The sequence below is a fragment of the Dyella sp. OK584 genome (assembly GCF_057787755.1).
Window position 1 is genome coordinate 4,389,204 of record NZ_CM173542.1, and the last position, 16,389, is coordinate 4,405,592.

General features: G+C 63.8%; 19 protein-coding genes. 14 read left to right on the forward strand and 5 right to left on the reverse strand.

What is annotated here, in order from left to right; translation table 11 throughout:
* Position 1 precedes the first annotated feature (1 nt).
* Together AC3CBN_RS19870 and AC3CBN_RS19875 are read right to left on the reverse strand one after the other, a co-directional pair.
* Entirely contained in the window at positions 2-1,435 is a 1,434-nt protein-coding gene (locus tag AC3CBN_RS19870) for an NAD(P)(+) transhydrogenase (Re/Si-specific) subunit beta (RefSeq protein ID WP_488634697.1), read from the reverse strand.
* Positions 1,435-1,740 carry an NAD(P) transhydrogenase subunit alpha part 2 gene (locus AC3CBN_RS19875; protein WP_488634698.1) on the reverse strand — a complete coding sequence of 102 codons (306 nt, stop codon included), beginning with the start codon at positions 1,738-1,740 and terminating at the stop codon, positions 1,435-1,437. Before AC3CBN_RS19875 ends, AC3CBN_RS19870 begins: the two co-directional genes overlap by 1 nt.
* Before the next feature lie 138 nt (positions 1,741-1,878).
* Between AC3CBN_RS19875 and AC3CBN_RS19880 the strand changes: the two genes are divergently transcribed.
* From AC3CBN_RS19880 to AC3CBN_RS19890, 3 genes are all read left to right on the forward strand, one after another.
* Positions 1,879-2,463: an RNA polymerase sigma factor gene (locus AC3CBN_RS19880; RefSeq protein WP_488634699.1), complete on the forward strand. Its 585-nt coding sequence runs from the start codon at positions 1,879-1,881 to the stop codon at positions 2,461-2,463.
* Positions 2,460-2,846, forward strand: coding sequence for a DUF3619 family protein (locus tag AC3CBN_RS19885; protein WP_488634700.1), 387 nt, complete (start codon positions 2,460-2,462; stop codon positions 2,844-2,846). The genes AC3CBN_RS19880 and AC3CBN_RS19885 overlap by 4 nt, the downstream gene beginning before the upstream one ends.
* A 110-nt stretch (positions 2,847-2,956) precedes the next feature.
* Positions 2,957-3,433 carry a DUF3106 domain-containing protein gene (locus tag AC3CBN_RS19890; protein ID WP_488634701.1) on the forward strand — a complete coding sequence of 159 codons (477 nt, stop codon included), beginning with the start codon at positions 2,957-2,959 and terminating at the stop codon, positions 3,431-3,433.
* 53 nt (positions 3,434-3,486) lie between these two features.
* On the opposite strand, the gene AC3CBN_RS19895 is transcribed toward AC3CBN_RS19890, so the two are convergent.
* Entirely contained in the window at positions 3,487-4,587 is a 1,101-nt protein-coding gene (locus AC3CBN_RS19895) for an NAD(P) transhydrogenase subunit alpha (RefSeq protein WP_488634702.1), read from the reverse strand.
* A gap of 162 nt (positions 4,588-4,749) precedes the next feature.
* Here AC3CBN_RS19895 and AC3CBN_RS19900 point away from each other — a divergent pair, with 162 nt between their 5' ends.
* The 11 genes from AC3CBN_RS19900 to AC3CBN_RS19950 all read left to right on the forward strand — a co-directional run bounded on the left by AC3CBN_RS19900 (position 4,750) and on the right by AC3CBN_RS19950 (position 15,111).
* Positions 4,750-5,163 (forward strand): cytidine deaminase, encoded by a 414-nt coding sequence (locus tag AC3CBN_RS19900; RefSeq protein WP_488634703.1) that lies wholly within the window; start codon positions 4,750-4,752, stop codon positions 5,161-5,163.
* Positions 5,164-5,256: 93 nt separating this feature from the next.
* Positions 5,257-5,826, forward strand: coding sequence for a nitroreductase family protein (locus AC3CBN_RS19905; protein WP_488634704.1), 570 nt, complete (start codon positions 5,257-5,259; stop codon positions 5,824-5,826).
* On the forward strand, positions 5,823-6,713 hold the full coding sequence (locus AC3CBN_RS19910; protein ID WP_488634705.1) for a 5'-3' exonuclease: 891 nt from the start codon (positions 5,823-5,825) through the stop codon (positions 6,711-6,713). The genes AC3CBN_RS19905 and AC3CBN_RS19910 overlap by 4 nt, the downstream gene beginning before the upstream one ends.
* 48 nt (positions 6,714-6,761) lie before the next feature.
* Positions 6,762-7,595, forward strand: a complete 834-nt coding sequence (locus tag AC3CBN_RS19915) for an AraC family transcriptional regulator (protein WP_488634706.1) — start codon at positions 6,762-6,764, stop codon at positions 7,593-7,595.
* A 61-nt stretch (positions 7,596-7,656) separates the two neighbouring features.
* Positions 7,657-8,619, forward strand: a complete 963-nt coding sequence (locus AC3CBN_RS19920) for a DMT family transporter (RefSeq protein ID WP_488634707.1) — start codon at positions 7,657-7,659, stop codon at positions 8,617-8,619.
* A 63-nt stretch (positions 8,620-8,682) separates the two neighbouring features.
* Complete coding sequence (locus AC3CBN_RS19925; RefSeq protein WP_488636776.1) at positions 8,683-9,264, forward strand: NUDIX hydrolase; 582 nt, start codon at positions 8,683-8,685, stop codon at positions 9,262-9,264.
* Positions 9,265-9,360: 96 nt separating this feature from the next.
* Entirely contained in the window at positions 9,361-9,723 is a 363-nt protein-coding gene (locus AC3CBN_RS19930; RefSeq protein ID WP_488634708.1) for a hypothetical protein, read from the forward strand.
* A gap of 211 nt (positions 9,724-9,934) precedes the next feature.
* Positions 9,935-11,137: a GGDEF domain-containing protein gene (locus AC3CBN_RS19935; protein WP_488634709.1), complete on the forward strand. Its 1,203-nt coding sequence runs from the start codon at positions 9,935-9,937 to the stop codon at positions 11,135-11,137.
* A gap of 112 nt (positions 11,138-11,249) precedes the next feature.
* Positions 11,250-12,431 carry a YjgN family protein gene (locus tag AC3CBN_RS19940; RefSeq protein ID WP_488634710.1) on the forward strand — a complete coding sequence of 394 codons (1,182 nt, stop codon included), beginning with the start codon at positions 11,250-11,252 and terminating at the stop codon, positions 12,429-12,431.
* 2 nt (positions 12,432-12,433) lie between these two features.
* Positions 12,434-13,501: a M48 family metallopeptidase gene (locus AC3CBN_RS19945; protein ID WP_488634711.1), complete on the forward strand. Its 1,068-nt coding sequence runs from the start codon at positions 12,434-12,436 to the stop codon at positions 13,499-13,501.
* 101 nt (positions 13,502-13,602) lie between these two features.
* A complete protein-coding gene (locus AC3CBN_RS19950; protein ID WP_488634712.1) occupies positions 13,603-15,111 on the forward strand; it encodes an alpha/beta hydrolase in 1,509 nt (502 codons plus the stop codon).
* Between the two features lie 103 nt (positions 15,112-15,214).
* On the opposite strand, the gene AC3CBN_RS19955 is transcribed toward AC3CBN_RS19950, so the two are convergent.
* Positions 15,215-15,592, reverse strand: coding sequence for a cupin domain-containing protein (locus tag AC3CBN_RS19955; RefSeq protein WP_488634713.1), 378 nt, complete (start codon positions 15,590-15,592; stop codon positions 15,215-15,217).
* A gap of 362 nt (positions 15,593-15,954) precedes the next feature.
* Positions 15,955-16,257, reverse strand: coding sequence for an STAS domain-containing protein (locus tag AC3CBN_RS19960; RefSeq protein ID WP_488634714.1), 303 nt, complete (start codon positions 16,255-16,257; stop codon positions 15,955-15,957).
* Positions 16,258-16,389 lie beyond the last annotated feature (132 nt).

Here is a 16,389-nt window from a genome sequence, read left to right on the forward strand (position 1 = left end):
GTCAGCCCTCCAGCGATTTCAGCGCCGTCACCAGCTGTCCGGCAGCCGCCTGACCGTCGCCATAGAGCATTCGCGCGTTGTCGGCATAGAACAGCGCATTCTCGATGCCGGCAAAACCGGTGCCCTTGCCTCGCTTGACCACGATCACCTGCCTGGCAGCCGACACGTCGAGGATCGGCATGCCGTAGATGGGCGAGGAAGGGTCGGTCTTGGCCAGCGGATTGACCACGTCGTTGGCGCCAATCACGAGGGCTACATCCGTGTTCGGAAACTCCGGGTTGATGTCGTCCATGTCCGCGATCAGGTCGTAAGGCACACCTGCCTCGGCCAGCAGCACGTTCATATGGCCGGGCATGCGGCCGGCCACGGGGTGAATGGCAAATTTCACCTTTACGCCGCGCTCGATCAGCAGCTTGGCGAACTCCCAAACCTTGTGTTGCGCCTGCGCCACCGCCATGCCGTAGCCCGGCACGATCACCACGCGCTCGGCATAGGCCATCATTACCGCAGCATCGCTGGCCTCGATCGGCTTCTGGCTGCCTTCGATGGCCTGCGCTGCGGCGCCGCCAGCGGCACCAAAGCTGCCGAACAGCACGTTGCCGATCGAACGGTTCATGGCCTTGGCCATCAGCTGGGTTAGCAGCGTACCCGCCGCGCCAACCACCATACCGGCGATGATCATCGCCTCGTTCTGCAGCACAAAACCTTCGAACGCCACCGCCAGGCCAGTGAAGGCGTTGTACAGCGAGATCACCACCGGCATGTCGGCGCCGCCGATGGGCAGGGTCATCATCAGGCCGAACAGCAACGCCAGGATGAAGAACGACACGATCAGCGGCATGCTTAGTTGCCCGCTGACGATCATCGCGCCGAGCACCACCGCCGCGGCCAGTATCAGCAGGTTGACTGCCCGCTGGCCAGGAAACACGAAGCGCTTGTCCAGCCACCCCTGCAGCTTGGCAAAGGCGATCAGCGAACCGGAGAAGCTCACCGATCCGATCAGCGCACCCAGCACCGCCAGGGTCAGCTGGGCGGCTCCCGGTGTCGCTGCGCCACTGGCGGTGAACTCACCGCCGTCCAAGAGGGTGATTGCGTTGCCGGCATAACTGAACAGCTCGGCCGCGCCAATGGCTGCCGCGGCACCGCCACCCATGCCGTTGTAAAGCGCCACCATCTGCGGCATCGCGGTCATCGCCACGCGGCGCCCGGACCACCACGCAGCCCCCACGCCAATAAGCACCGCAGCCAGAATCAGCCCCCGGTTATGCATGTCCGGCAGGGCGAAGGTGGCAATGACCGCCACCAGCATGCCCACGCCCGCCCATACGATGCCGCCCCGCGCGGAACGCGGCGAACTCATGCGTTTGAGACCGAGGATGAACAGCAAGGCAGCGAGGAAATAACAGGCCTTGATCACAACCGCCAGCCAGGCCATCACTTGGTCTCCTTGCCGGGAGCGGGCTTGCTGGACTTGAACATCTCCAGCATGCGCTCGGTGACCACGTAACCTCCGGCCGCATTACCGGCACCTAGTAGTACCCCCAGGAAGCCGATGGCCACCTCGAACGGTGTCTCGGCATGACCTAGCGCGATCATGGCGCCGACCAGCACAATGCCGTGAATGAAGTTCGAACCGGACATCAACGGCGTGTGGAGAATCACCGGTACCCGCGCGATGATCTCGTACCCCGTAAAAGCGGCCAGCATGAAGATGTAAAGCGCCAGGAACCCGTCGATCATGACCTCTCCCCGCCAGGACACCGTTGTTCCCGCATCATACGGGCGTGAGTCAACCCGCGCGAGCCTTGGACGTTGATGCACAAGGACGTACCGATGGAGTCACAGCATGCCCGATCCGGCGAATCGGACAATGACGCCATGAACAGCGTCGTATCCACTCTCGAAACCAATCTGCTGGCCGAAGACATCCGCGCGGTGCCGGCCTCGATGGATGCCTTCCTGGCACAGGTGGAGCGTCGCGCCTTTCGCATGGCCGAGTTGAACCTCGGCCACCGGGAGGATGCGCTCGACGCGGTGCAGGACGCCATGCTGCGGTTGGTCAAGCACTACAGTGACAAGCCAGCCCAGGAGTGGACGCCGTTGTTTTGGGGCATCCTGCGCCGACGCATCGTGGATCTGCAGCGCCGCCGCAAGGTGCGCTCGATCATGGTGGGCTGGTTGGGCGGCCGGGACGAGGATGGCGACGAGCTGCCCATGTGGGAGCCCGCCGACACCGGGCCGGGGCCGCTGGAAAGGCTACGTGACTCCCAGTCGTACGCTGACATGGCAGCAGCTGTGAAACTGCTACCCCGGCGCCAGCGTGAAGCCTTCATGCTGCGCGTGCTGGAAGGTCTGGATGTAGCGGAAACCGCCCGAGCCATGGGCTGTTCGGAAGGGAGCGTGAAAACACACCTGTCGCGCGCGCTACAACGCCTGCGCGACCTACTGGAGGAATGGCGATGAATGCGCCTGACAACCATCTGGAACGCCGTGCCCGCGAGCTTTATCGCGAAGCTGCGCGTCAGCTCGACCCGGCGACGGCTGCCCGTCTGCGTGCAGCCAGGCGCGCGGCGCTGGCAAATGCCGATAAGTCGTCATTGGCCAACCGTCTGCTGCAGCTGCTGCTGCCGGCAGGCGCATTCGCGGCTATCGCCTTGGCGGCACTGATGCTGTCCTCCCCGGTGCAGGGACCCGCCGGCAGCCGACCCTCTACGGCGCTTTCGACAACGAATGAAGCGGATGGCGACCTGCCACCGGACGCCGCCGCGGCGGATCCCTCGCTGTATCAGAACCTGGACTTCTACGGGTGGTTGGCCAAGAACGGCGACAGCCAGGCGAGCCGGTGACCATGCGTCGAAGTCGTATTTTCCTTGCACTGCTTCTGGTTTGCTGGTTGGGCGGCATCGCCACTTCCGCTTTTGCCCAGAGTGCACCACCTCCACCACCTCCTGGGGCCATGCCCCCGCCCGGACCGCCACCTGGGCCGCCGCCGGGTCCACCGCCAGCGCCGCGTTCGTGGCAGAACCTGACGCCTGAAGAGCGTGACGTCCTGTCACCGCTGGCGGACAAATGGGATTCGTTTCCGCCGGAACGGCAGTCCCGCATGCTGCAGCGCGCCGAGCAATGGAAATTGCTGCCGCCCGATCAGCGCCGTGAGATCCGCGAGCGCATCGACCGCTGGCAGAAGATGAGCCCCGAGCAACAGGAACAGGCGCGGGAGAACAGTCGCCGCTTCCAGCAACTGCCACCGGCCGAACGCGAGCAGCTGCATGCAGCGTTTCAGCATTTCCAGCAGTTGCCGCCGGACCAGCGCGAGCAGTTGCTTCGCCGATGGCATAAGGAAATGCGCGGCGGCCCGCCGCCCTTCGGTGGCCCAGGCCCCAGAGGGATGCCGCCTCCGCCGCCTCCACCGAGCGGACCACCCAGGCACTGACACGAAAAACCCCGCCTTGGCGGGGTTTTTCATGAGCAGCCTGGACGCGCTGCCTATCCCTGGAAGTGGGGTTCGCCGTTGCGTGTTACGCAGCTCTTCGCCACCAGCTCGTCATTGAAATCCGGCGCCAGCGCATCCCCCTGCACCAGCAGTTCAACGAAGTTGTAGACGTTGCGCGCGTACATCTCCGAGGCATGCAGCGGTGCGCCCGCCGGCAAGTTGAGCGGGCCAAGGATGACCACGCCGTTGTGCTCGACACGCTCGCCCGGCTGCGTCAGCTCGCAATTGCCGCCGCTCTCGGCAGCCAGGTCGACAATCAATGCGCCGGGCTTCATGCCATCGACCATCGCCGCCGTAAGGATTTTCGGTGACGGCCGCCCCGGAACCGCGGCCGTAGTGACGATCACGTCGACCATCTTGAGATGCTCGGCCAACGCCTGCTGCTGCGCGGCACGTTCTTCGGCCGACAGCTCGCGCGCATAACCACCACTGCCAGCGGCGCTAACTCCCAGCTCGAGGAACTTCGCACCCAGCGACTCCACCTGCTCACGAGTCTCGGGGCGCACGTCATAACCCTCGGTCTGTGCGCCGAGGCGTCGCGCGGTGGCGATCGCCTGCAACCCCGCCACGCCCGCACCGATCACCAGCACGCGGGACGGACGGATCGTGCCTGCCGCGGTGGTCAGCATGGGAAAGAATTTCGGAGACGCCTCGGCAGCAATCAGCATGGCGCGGTAGCCGGCAACAGCAGCCTGCGAGCTGAGCACGTCCATCGCCTGCGCGCGCGTGGTGCGCGGCAGTAGTTCAAGGGAAAATGCGGTGAGCCGATGCTTGCCCATCGCCACGATGCGAGCAGCAGCACCATAGGGCCGCAATTGCCCAACCACGGTGGCACCTTCACGCAGCCGGCCCCATACCGAATCGTCCGGCGGCAGCACGCAGGTGAATAGGTCAGCTTGCGCGAGCACGCTGTCGGCATCGGCAAAATCGACATCGGCATAACTGCCATCGGGAAAGCCCGCCGGGGTGCCTGCATCGTGTTCCAGCAGCACGCGCAGGCCCTTGCCACGCAGCTTCTTGGCCATTTCGGGTGTGATGGCCACCCGACGTTCGCCGGCGGCGGTTTCACGCAATGCAGCCACGGTGATCGGCATCGTGCATCCCCTGCGGAAAGGTCCATGCATCCTAGCCGATGCGCTGCCGAGCGGACCACCGGCCACTTGCAGCAACCTCCTTGACGGAGTTAACTGGCCCGCCACCGGTTTCGAAGCCGCCTCAGGCGGTCTTGGCGATGGGGTCCCGCGATGGAGATCCCGATGACTGAAGTCGTTGTTCCCGATGTCCTGTTGAACCTGGCGCGCCAGGCGCGCGAAAAGGCCTATGCGCCCTATTCCCGGTTTCTGGTGGGCGCCGCCCTGCTTACTCACGATGGCCGGCAATTCACCGGCTGCAACGTGGAAAACGCCTCCTATGGCTTGTGCAACTGCGCCGAGCGCACCGCCCTGTTCACGGCGGTGGCCGCAGGTTGCCGGCCGGGTGATTTCAAGGCGCTGGCGGTGATCGGCGATACGCCCGCCCCCATCAGCCCTTGCGGCGCCTGTCGCCAGGTGATGGCCGAACTGTGCGACGAGAACATGCCCGTATGGCTGGGCAACCTCGATGGCGCCATGCAGGAAACCACGGTGCAAGCCTTGCTGCCAGGATCATTCCGGCTGGCGGTTGCCGGCTGAAACGGCGGTCCCGCCACCCACCGCGTGAGCTCAACATTCGCCTCGCGGTGCCCGGCGGATTAGCATGGCTGCCTTGCCTTGCCAGACTTTCCCATGCCTCACTCCCTTTCCCTGTTGCAGCAGCGCCACTCGACTCCCTCCCTCCAGCTCGGTGAGCCGGCGCCCGATGAGGCCACTCTGCACGACCTGCTGGAAGCGGCCATCCGCGTGCCCGATCACGGCAAGATGGTGCCCTTCCGCCTGATCTTGTTGCGTGGCGAGGCCAAGCTCGCTTTTGGCGACCGCCTGGCCACGCTGTCGCTGCGTCTGCATCCGGACATGCCGGAATCCAAGCGCGAGAAAGAGCGTACGCGTTACACCTTCGCGCCGCTGGTGGTGGCAGTGATCGCTCGTCTCGATGCCACCAGCAAAGTGCCGGTGATCGAACAGCTGCATAGCGCCGGTTGCGTGGCCTATAACCTGCTGCTCGGCACGTACGCGCTGGGTTTCGGTGCGCAATGGCTTACCGGCTGGGCTGCGTACGACCGCGAAGCGGCCGGCATCCTGGGCCTGGCGGACAACGAACAGGTGGTTAGCTTCGTGCACATCGGCACACCTCAGCTCGATGTGCCTGACCGAGATCGACCCGCGCTTGCCGACGTGCTCAGCACGTGGACGCCATGAGCCGTCCAGCCGTCCATTTGATCGATGGCAGCCTTTACGTGTTTCGCGCCTGGCACTCCATGCCGGACGAATTCCACGATGTGGATGGCCATTCGGTGAATGCAGTGCATGGCTTCACGCGGTTCCTTTGCGAACTGCTGGAGCGCGTGAAGCCGGAGCACCTCGCGGTGGCGTTCGATGCCTCGCTGACTACCTCATTCCGCAATGCCATCTACCCTAAGTACAAAGCCAATCGCGAACTGCCACCGCCCGATCTGGAACGCCAGTTCGTGCTGTGCAGGGAGGTGACGCAGGCGCTTGGCGTGCCAGTAATGATCGATCACACCTACGAGGCCGACGACCTGATCGGCAGCGCGTTGTGGAGCCTGCGCGGACACGGGTTTCGCAGCGTGATCGTGTCGGCCGACAAGGACTTCGGCCAGTTACTTGGCGAGTACGACGAGCAATGGGATTACGCGCGCAACATGCGCTGGGGGCCCGCCGGCGTGCACGAGCGCCTGGGCGTGCATCCCCACCAGGTGGCCGACTATCTCGCGCTGTGCGGCGATGCGGTGGACAACATCCCCGGCGTGCCTGGCATCGGCGCAAAGACTGCGGCGGCGTTGCTGTCCCATTTCGGCAACCTGGACGATTTGCTCGATCGCGTCGATGAAGTGCCTTTTCTGCGCATTCGCGGTGCTGCCAGCGCCGCAGCAAAATTGCGCGAACACGCCGAAGCTGCACGGCTTTATCGCCGTCTCACGCGCATTGCGCTGGATGTGCCGGTGGCGGCAGAAGCCGATGCGTTGCGGCGCCAGCGTGGCGATGCGCAGGTCATGGATGCACTGTGCGAACGGCTACGGTTCGGTCCGTTGACGCGGACGCGGCTCAAGGCGCTGATCGCATAAGCGACATCGCTTGAGCGTGCCTCGCCGCGCACTGCAAGCAGCGGTAGCATGACGCACATGCAAGGCATGCCCGACCGCTTTCCCTCCGATCACGACGAAGCCGAGTTCCGGCTGGCGGCGCATCGGCCGGGCGTGGAGCTTTACCGGGCGCATATCGTCCGTCATGCATTCGAACCGCACACGCATGACGGCTTCGGACTGGGCGCCATCGAATCGGGTGTGGAGCGTTTCCGCTACCGCGGCGCCGATCATCTCGCGCCACCGGATTCGGTAGTGATGATGAACCCCGACGAGTTGCACACGGGGCGCGCCGAAACCGAAGGCGGCTGGCACTACCGCATGGTGTACATCGAGCCTTCCGCTGTGGCGGACATCACCGGCGAGCCGGGCTGGTGGTTCGGCGATGTAGTGCGCGAGGACTTGCCCAGCGCGCGTCGTGTCACCTGCTTGCTGGATGCGTTGTGGCAAGCACGCGAACCGCTGGCGTTCGACAGTTTGCTGTTCGAACTGCTCGCGCAGTTTCGCCGTCACGCGCGCGTTCCACGCAAGGCAGTCGATGGGAGTGCCGCACGCTTCGCGCCAATAGTGGATTACCTGCATGCACACCTCTCTCGCCGGCTCACGCTGGACGAATTGGCCGCCGTGGCGGGCTTGAGTCCATTCCATTTCCTGCGCCAGTTCCGCTCGCAACATCACGCCACGCCGCAACAGATGCTGATGGCATTACGGCTTGCGGAAGCCAAACGACAGTTGTCGAGAGACGTACCGCCAGCGCAGGTGGCGGCCGCCGTCGGACTGGCAGACCAGTCGCACCTTACCCGCGCATTTGCGCGGCGCTACGGCGTGACCCCGGCACGATATCAGCGCGAATTGCGCAGGTAATCGACCGCCACCCGCAATCTGGTACAAGACGGCGCGTCCACAGCCGACCATGCTGTGTCTCATGTGGACAGGCACTCTCTATGCACTTGCCGCCGGCCTGATGTGGGGCCTGGTGTTCATCAGTCCGCTGCTGTTGCCGGAGTATCCGGCCGCGCTGCAGTCGGTCGGGCGCTATCTCGCGTTCGGTTTGATCGCCTTGCCGCTGGCGTGGCTCGATCGCCATGCGCTGCGCCAGTTCTCTCGCGCAGACTGGCTGGACGCACTGAAGCTCGCCGCGGTTGGCAACCTGCTTTATTACCTGTGCCTGGCCAGCGCCATTCAACTGGCCGGTGCACCGCTGCCCACCATGATCATCGGCACGTTGCCGGTGGTCATCGCGATCACCGCCAACCTGCGTGATGCCCACCGCGATGGCCGATTGCCTTGGCGCTGGCTGGCCCCGTCGCTGGTGCTGATCGCCATGGGCATCGCCTGCGTCAATCAGGCGGAGCTCATGGCGACGGATCGGCACGCACCCGCCGATGTCTCACGCTACGCCCGCGGCGCGCTGCTCGCCTGCGGTGCGGTGGCGTGCTGGACCTGGTATCCGCTGCGCAATGCGGACTGGCTGCGCCGTCACCCTGGGCGCCGCCCCGGCACCTGGGCCACCGCGCAGGGCATCGCCACGCTGCCGCTCGCGCTTGCCGGCTATGCATTGCTGTGGCTTTTCATGGGCGTGAGCGCCAACCCGTTCGACATGCCGTTCGGACCGCAGCCGCTGCGTTTCGTTGGCCTGATGGCGGCGATCGGGCTGTTCGCCTCGTGGCTGGGCACGCTGTGCTGGAACGCTGCCAGCAAGCGCCTGCCCACGGCGCTGGTCGGGCAACTGATCGTGTTCGAAACGCTGGCGGCGCTCGGCTATGCGTTTGCCTTGCGCGGCCGCGCACCAGGCCTGCTTACCCTGACCGGCATCGCGCTGCTGGTGGCCGGCGTGGCCTGGGCCATGCGAATCAGGCCGCGACCGGTCGTCACGACCAGCGAATGACGTCATGAGGTTGTGACTGCCACATGGGCACGGCACCATGCAGTATTCCCACCGCCCGATGCGATGCCGATGACCCATCCACACAGCCAGATTCCCGCCGACGCCAGCGCCCCGGTGGAAACCCTCTACGTCGGCAAGTGGCTAAGCCTGCGCAAGCGCGGCCGCTGGGAGTTTGCCGAGCGCAACAATCCCGGCGGGGCGGTAATCATCCTGGCAGTGACACCGGAGGACAAAGTGTTGTTCGTCGAGCAGTACCGCGTGTCGATCCTGAAGAACACCATCGAAATGCCGGCCGGGCTGGTGGGCGACCTTCACGAGAACGGCGACGAGGATGCGTTGCTTGCCGCCAGCCGCGAGTTGGAGGAGGAAACCGGCTACCGCTGCGAACGGCTGGAGTTCGTGCATGAGGGGCCTTCGTCCTCCGGCATGAGCACGGAGATGATCACTTTCGTGCGGGCACGGGATCTGAAAAAGGTGGGCCCGGGCGGCGGCGATGAGTCCGAAAACATCGTCGTGCACGAGGTGCCGCGCGCGGAAGCCGGGCACTGGCTGTTTGCGCGCGCCGCTGAGGGCTACTCGATTGACCCGAAGCTCTTCGCCGGTCTGTGGTTCATCGAACACACCGATCTGATGGCACGAAGCTGAACGCAAGACCGCGGCAGGCCTAAAGAATCCGGCGGAACCGCCGATGTTTGTCATGTCGTTCTTCTTCCGACCTGACCCCATCGACGGATTCCACTTATGAAGACCCTGATCGCTACCGCCCTGTTCCTGTTTGCCCCGCTGGCCGCACATGCCGCCTGTGCTCCGTCCGACTTCGCCGTGCAAGACTTCAAGATGAAGCTTGTCGGTAGCGGCGCCGCCGCCCGCCTGAGCCTCAGCGGCCAGCTCGTGAACCATTGTGCCGAGGCCGCCGCCGCTCAGGTTGCCATCGAGGCGAAGGACGGTTCCGGCAAGGTGCTGCAGTCCAAGAAGGGCTGGCCGGCTGGTACCACCAATATCGGCGCCGGCCAGACGGTGGATTTCGATCTTGGCCGCCTGTTCCGCTTCGACCCGGAAATGCAGTCCTACACGGTTGGCGTTGCGGACGTTCGCACCTGGTAAGCGCACTGACTTCACCGTTGTCTTGCTTGAGGCCCCGCGAGGGGCCTTTTTTTTGGGCCGTCCCCGGGCCCCATTTCCCAATGTGTGATGCAGTTCAAGTTTTAGGCACCAAAGCCGATAGACTTCTTGACCGTCGACGATGCCGTCGATCCGCAGGTTTCGGCCAAGGCACAGCGCATCTCCCTTGGGGTGCGGCGGCACTGGGAGCGCCATGCATCTAGACATTCCGACTCTGACCTTCGTCAGTCTCCTGATGGGCATCGGCGCCTCGATCGGTTTCACCTCGCTGTTGGCGGTGCTCCACAACCAGGTCGTGCTCCGCCTCTGGGTCATCAGCCTGTGGATCGCCACGCTCGGCGTGACGCTGATCGGTCTGCGCAATCGCATCCCCGACCTGCTTTCCATCGTGATCGGCAACAGCCTGCTGGTGACCTCGAATGTGATCACCCTCAGGGGCCTCACCAGGCATCTGGAGCTACCCATGCGCTGGCGGTGGCTGGGCTGCTTCGTGATTGCGTACACCGCATACATGGCGTGGTTCGCCTATGTCACCCCCGACCTCGGCATGCGCATAGTCGCCGGCAGCCTTCAGGCGATGATCTTCAACTTCGCCTATGCCTATTTGCTGCTGCGCTACGGCGTGCCCGCCATCCGCATCAGCTGCCATGTGGCCGGCGCGGTGATGATCATCAATGGCTCGTTCTATCTCGTGCGAGCCTTCATTCCGCTGCCAGCGGGCTCCAGCCAGGACATCATGCTGGCCGGCACGCCGATTGCCGCGACCTACGTGATCGGCATCCTGACCGGGCTTGCGTCCTACTTCGCGCTGCTTCAACTGATCACCGAGCGACTCGTGGTGGATCTGCGCCGCGCCGCGCATACCGACGGCCTCACCGGCCTGCTCAATCGCAGCGCCGTCATAGCCGAGGGTCGCGCCCAGCTCAAGCGCTGCCAGCAGCGCGGCCAGCCGTTCACCCTGCTGATCTTCGACCTGGACCACTTCAAGCACATCAACGACACCTGGGGCCATGACGCTGGCGATGCAGTGCTTCGGCACGTGTCCGCCATCCTGCCCGAGATCGCCCTGTGGCCGGGCTATCTGGCCAGCCGTTATGGCGGCGAGGAATTCGTGGTCGCCCTGCCTGGTGCCACCCTCGCGCAGGGTCTGGAAGTGGCCGAACGACTGCGCCATTCGCTTGCCCATTCGCACGCCCGCATCGATAGCCAGTTCATTCCCGTGACCGCCAGCATTGGCGTGGCGACGGCGACGGCACGCGCCGAGGTGCGCTTCGAACAGTTGGTGAGGCAGGCGGACGAGGCCATGTATCGAACCAAATTCGATGGGCGAGACGGCGTGAGTCTGGCGGACGTCGACCTTGGCCTCCTGGCTGAAGCAGGCGACTCGCGCTGCTGACATTCGTTTCAGATTTACCCTACGCCATCGCAAGTTCTTGACCCATCGCTAAGCCCGCTTCTCGGCTATGCTGCCCACGCTTCCGGGGGGAAGCATTCAGGGGATCAAGAGCATGCATGACGAGACCATGGCCTCGGGCGTGTACCTGCCCGAGATGGACGTTGCACCTGCACGACACGCCGACGAGGGACGGCGTCTCCAGTTCCACGGCAACGCCGGGGACTATTTCCGCATCTGGATCGTCAATGTCGCACTGAGTCTGGTGACGCTTGGCATCTACTCGGCCTGGGCCACGGTGCGTACGCGCCGCTACATGTACTCAAGCACCACGCTGGCGGGCTCGCCGTTCGATTACCTCGCGCGGCCCATACCGATCCTGAAGGGTCGACTGCTGACGGCGCTGATCTTCGCGCTCTACGCGCTGGCCGGCCATGTATCCAAGCCGCTGCAGGTAGGCGCGGCGCTGGTGGTTGGCGCATTCATGCCCTGGATGATCGTCAAGAGCCTGATGTTTCGGGCCCGCTATTCGTCGTGGCGCGGATTGCGCTTCTTTTTCAGCGACGACTACCTGGGTGCCTACAAGTGGTACCTCGGCGTGTACTTCCTGATGGGCGTTCCGTTCCTGTTGGCCACCGTGCTCTCCATCGCGGGCCACCCGTTTGTCGGCCTGCTGCTGGTATTCGCCGGGTTTACCGGTATCTATCCCTGGATCAAGGGACACCAGCAGGAGTGGATGGTCGAAAACCATCATTTCGGCGGCAAGTCGTTCCGCTTCAAAAGCGAAATCGGCAACTACTACGGCGTGTACATCAAGGCCGTCGGCGTGGCGCTGCTATGGTTCGTGCCCACGGTGCTGGTGCTGACGCTTGCCAACCTGGCCATGGCGAAGGCACATGTGCAGCCATTCAATGCGAAGGCACCTTCGCTGCTTTTCATCGCGGGCATCTATGTCTGCATGGCACCGATGTACCTGGGCGTGTGGACCTTCGCCCATGTGCGCATGACCAACCTGCTCTACAACCAGGCAAGCCTTGGGCTTTACCGTTTCAACTCCACGCTGGCGTCGTGGCCCATGTTCTGCCTCTATCTCACCAACGGGCTGGCGGTGCTGTGTTCCCTCGGCCTTGCCATGCCGTGGGCGCGCATCCGGCTGGCCCGATATCGCGCGGAGCACCTGGAGGTCATCGGCGAGGGGGATCTCAACGACTTTGTGCGCGATGCGTTCGCGCATGGCGAGGTCGGTGCCGCGGCCACCGAGATGGATAGCCTGCTGGGTATCGACATCGGCTTGTAACGATGATGGTTCCGGCGGTCTATTTCGACGGGCGTTCCAGTCAGGCCACACGGGTTTCCGTGTGGCGCGACGACGCGGTGCTGCACTGGCACACCGTGGACCGCTTGCATCAGTGGGATGCGCCACTCACGGCCATCGAACCGAGCGCTCGCGTCACCGGTTTGCCCTTCGTGTTGCGCCTGAGCAATGGCGCACACCTGCAGATCGATCACGATCTGCTACCCGCAGACTGGTTTCCTCGCCATCACCGGCTTGAGCGGCTGGTCGACTGGCTGGAACGTCGCTGGGTGGCGGCGCTCGTCAGCGTCGTCGTGGTGGTGACCTCGCTGCTCGGCCTGTTCGAGTTCGGGTTGCCATGGGCGGCCGACCGCATTGCGGGTCATTTACCGCACGCGCTGGAAACGTCGATGGGCCGGCAGTCGCTGGTGGTGCTGGAAGGACGGTTGCTGCTTCCGACGTCGCTGCCGCCTGAAAGGCAATCGCATCTCCAATCCGTGTTTCGTCATTTTGCTGACGCCATACCTGGCCTGCCCGAGGTGCGCCTGCGCTTCTACGCAGCGCCGGTGATCGGCGCCAACGCCTTCGCACTGCCCGACGGCACCATCGTATTTACCGATGAGCTGGCCAATGCCATTCCGGATGACCAGGCCTTCATTGCCGTCATCGCGCACGAGCTCGGACATCAGGCAGGCCATCACATGCTGCGCCAGGTGCTGCGAAGCTCAGGCGTGTTCATCGTCGCCGGCATGCTGATGGGTGACGTGACGTCGTTGGGCGGCGTCGCAGCGGGCATCCCCATGTTCCTCATCGACAGCCATTACACGCGCCGCTTCGAGGAAGATGCCGATACTTTCGCCTTCCGCACATTGGCGCAGCAAAACATCGATCCGGTGGCCTTTGTGCATGCCATGCAAGCACTGGAACGTGTCCACCCGGAGCTGAAGGGCGGCAAGGAGCTGCGCTATGTGTCCAGCCATCCATTGAATGGCGAGCGCATTGCCAGGGCCAACGATGCCTCGCGTCAATTCCAGGCCGCCCATGCGTCGGCCGTGCGGCCGGCCAGCCACTGACACCAGATCGGCACTCAAGAGCATGACTGTGCCCGCATCACGCCAAATGAGGCACACTCCCCAACACATCGTCGCGCAGCGGCGCCTATGGCGGAGGCATCATGCTTCGAGCGATAGCGAAGGGACTGAAGTGGTTGGGACTGGTGCTGTTGGTCTTTTTCCTGTCCCTGTTGGCCATTCGTGCATGGGATTCCCAGCGTGGCGACCCGCTTGCGCTTTGGCAGACGTACATACCGCACGAGCTGACCGCAGCGCAGATCGACGCCACCGACTGGCAAGGCTATCTGGCCGCCGAGCAGCGCATCTTCGATGAGGTTCGCACGCAAGTGAGCGACAAGCTCCCGGATGCGGACCGGGTTGCGAGCAACCGGTACTACGAAGGCGCCACGATGTATCCGGGCCACTTCACGCAGGACTGGAATCGCTCGTACGAACTGCAGCCTGCCGGCAAACCTGTCGGCGCCGTGGTGCTGCTGCATGGACTCACCGATTCACCGTACAGCCTGCGCCGCATCGCGGAGCTTTATCGCGATCACGGCTTCGTCGCCATCGGCTTGCGCGTGCCAGGTCACGGCACCGTTCCAGCGGCACTTACGCAGGCGCAATGGCCGGAATGGCTGGCGGCGACGCGACTGGCCATGCGCGAAGCGCGGCGAGCGGTGGGCGCGGATGCACCCATCCACATGGTCGGCTACTCCAATGGCGGCGCACTCGCGCTCAAGTACACGCTAGATGCTTCCGAGCACGCTGAACTCCCGCGGCCCGAACGCCTCGTGCTGCTGTCGCCGATGATCGGCGTCACCCGCTTTGCGCGCTTCGCAGGTCTGGCAGGACTGCCGGCCGTGCTTCCCGCTTTTGCGAAGGCGGCATGGCTGGACCTTTTGCCGGAGTACAACCCGTTCAAGTACAACTCCTTCCCCGTCAACGCAGCGCGCCAGACCTATCTGCTCACGGATGTATTGCAGGGACAATTGCGGCGCATGGCGCGGGCGAATCAGCTCACGGCCTTGCCGCCTATCCTCTCCTTTCAGTCTGTGATCGACGATACGGTGAGCGCACCTGCCGTAATGACAGCCCTGTACGCGCATTTGCCAGCCAATGGCAGCGAAGTCGTACTGTTCGACGTCAACCGCAATCGCCGGTTCGATTCACTGTTGCGCACAAGCTCTCTGCAGGCGCTCAACCGGTTGCTGCCCAAAGGCCCGCAGCACTATCGCATCACGGTGATTGCCAACGCCGAACAGGATCGCAGCGAAATGGTGGCGCGCGTGACCGAGGCGGGAAGCACCGAAACCACGTCGTACCCACTCGCCATTCGCTATCCCGACGATATCTTTTCGCTTTCGCACATCGCCCTGCCGTTCGCTCCCAATGATCCGCTCTACGGCACCGAGCCTGATACATCCGAAAATTTCGGCGTGCGCCTGGGCACGCAGGCTCCTCGCGGCGAACGCGGCGCGCTGGTGCTCAACCTGGATGCGGTGCTGCGCATCTCCTCCAACCCGTTCTATCCCTACGTGCACGAGCGGATTGAGGAAGTCATAGCTGACGCATCGGCGCAGCCTGTGAAAGAGAAGCAGCAAGTCGCGACACCCGTGGCACCGCACTGACTACGCATGCCGCGTCATGTTGCATGACGCGATGAACCGTCGCGATCTGGCAGGCACGCCACCAACGGCGCACCTGCCAGCATATCGACGATCTGACGAGGTCCTATTTGGCCGTTTTCAGTTCGACGACCAGCGCCTTGGTCGGCGCTGAACCGACGTTCTGATTGCTGTGCGTCACGGGATCACTCCAAACAGCCTCGCCCGCCTTGCGTTCCACCTCGGTCGTCTTGCCGTCGCCCATCGTCGTCTTGGTCTTTCCACCCGTGACGAAGTAGACGACGTTCGCCGGATGAGAATGCATGGGAAGCATTTCACCCGGCTTCACCCATACCTCGATCACCCTGACCTGGTCATTGTCGATCAGCACCTTGGTGTTCTTCGGCGCGACCTTGACCATGTCCTGCGCAAGCACAGTGCCGGCAAAGGCACACGCGAGCACCACCAGCACACACTTCACACCCGACTTAATGGAATTTGCCATGACACGTCCTCCAGCAAAACGATGAAGTAGTCGATGGCTCCCACGGCAAACTGCTCGCCCGGGAGACGGTTCCTTGGGCATCCCGTGCCCGGCGAACTGTGTTGAGTCCACCCATCCCCTGAATGGGTCAACGCCGCATACGGCGCGGCGAACCGGCAAACGGCACGTTTCGCACATGAGGCCATGTGTTTCTACAAGTCGCGGGGCGGAGGCAACGACGCTTGCAACGGCGGACAAACGGGGGTTATCGAAACGCGAGGCGCACAGCCTCGCGTCCGCCGGAACCTACGCCCGGCCATGGGCAGCGTCAATCGGGCGAAAGGCAGAGTCCCGCCATCGCGCCTATAGGAAACAGACAGGTTTCAGTGCAGGACGAACAGCTTGTCGAAGCCAGCCACGCGCAAGGTACCGCGCAGGCTGGTACCGGCGTTGACGATCCGGATCTCCGCGCGATCGGCGCCCGCATGCTCGCGAAGCAGCAGCAGCATGCCCAGCGCGGAGCTATCCATGCTGGAGACTTCACCCAGGTCGATGACGTAGCTGCGCGCAGCGTGACCGCCCAGGCAGGCATCGTGGAATGCACGGTGCACGCTGAAGTCGAAGCGTTCGCCCAGCTGCAGGGTCACGCAGTCCAGTTCGGTGTCGTGGTGAACGGTCAGGCTCATCGAGGCATTTCCTATCGCAGAAGTACGATCCATGGATGGATCGCTCGCAAATCAAACACACGTGTTTGATTTGACGGAGCCAAGTCCGGGCATGTATCGGACTTGAGCGAGCCGGGGAAGTGCAGAAGCACT

Coding starts and splice junctions, on each gene's coding strand:
- AC3CBN_RS19915 (WP_488634706.1), top strand. CDS start 6,762: ATGACGCACATGCAAGGCATGCCCGACCGCTTTCCCTCCGATCACGAC.
- AC3CBN_RS19895 (WP_488634702.1), bottom strand. CDS start 4,587: ATGCCGATCACCGTGGCTGCATTGCGTGAAACCGCCGCCGGCGAACGT.
- AC3CBN_RS19920 (WP_488634707.1), top strand. CDS start 7,657: ATGTGGACAGGCACTCTCTATGCACTTGCCGCCGGCCTGATGTGGGGC.
- AC3CBN_RS19930 (WP_488634708.1), top strand. CDS start 9,361: ATGAAGACCCTGATCGCTACCGCCCTGTTCCTGTTTGCCCCGCTGGCC.
- AC3CBN_RS19955 (WP_488634713.1), bottom strand. CDS start 15,592: ATGGCAAATTCCATTAAGTCGGGTGTGAAGTGTGTGCTGGTGGTGCTC.
- AC3CBN_RS19875 (WP_488634698.1), bottom strand. CDS start 1,740: ATGATCGACGGGTTCCTGGCGCTTTACATCTTCATGCTGGCCGCTTTT.
- AC3CBN_RS19885 (WP_488634700.1), top strand. CDS start 2,460: ATGAATGCGCCTGACAACCATCTGGAACGCCGTGCCCGCGAGCTTTAT.
- AC3CBN_RS19935 (WP_488634709.1), top strand. CDS start 9,935: ATGCATCTAGACATTCCGACTCTGACCTTCGTCAGTCTCCTGATGGGC.
- AC3CBN_RS19890 (WP_488634701.1), top strand. CDS start 2,957: ATGCCCCCGCCCGGACCGCCACCTGGGCCGCCGCCGGGTCCACCGCCA.
- AC3CBN_RS19900 (WP_488634703.1), top strand. CDS start 4,750: ATGACTGAAGTCGTTGTTCCCGATGTCCTGTTGAACCTGGCGCGCCAG.
- AC3CBN_RS19910 (WP_488634705.1), top strand. CDS start 5,823: ATGAGCCGTCCAGCCGTCCATTTGATCGATGGCAGCCTTTACGTGTTT.
- AC3CBN_RS19870 (WP_488634697.1), bottom strand. CDS start 1,435: ATGGCCTGGCTGGCGGTTGTGATCAAGGCCTGTTATTTCCTCGCTGCC.
- AC3CBN_RS19945 (WP_488634711.1), top strand. CDS start 12,434: ATGATGGTTCCGGCGGTCTATTTCGACGGGCGTTCCAGTCAGGCCACA.
- AC3CBN_RS19905 (WP_488634704.1), top strand. CDS start 5,257: ATGCCTCACTCCCTTTCCCTGTTGCAGCAGCGCCACTCGACTCCCTCC.
- AC3CBN_RS19880 (WP_488634699.1), top strand. CDS start 1,879: ATGAACAGCGTCGTATCCACTCTCGAAACCAATCTGCTGGCCGAAGAC.
- AC3CBN_RS19960 (WP_488634714.1), bottom strand. CDS start 16,257: ATGAGCCTGACCGTTCACCACGACACCGAACTGGACTGCGTGACCCTG.
- AC3CBN_RS19940 (WP_488634710.1), top strand. CDS start 11,250: ATGCATGACGAGACCATGGCCTCGGGCGTGTACCTGCCCGAGATGGAC.
- AC3CBN_RS19925 (WP_488636776.1), top strand. CDS start 8,683: ATGCCGATGACCCATCCACACAGCCAGATTCCCGCCGACGCCAGCGCC.
- AC3CBN_RS19950 (WP_488634712.1), top strand. CDS start 13,603: ATGCTTCGAGCGATAGCGAAGGGACTGAAGTGGTTGGGACTGGTGCTG.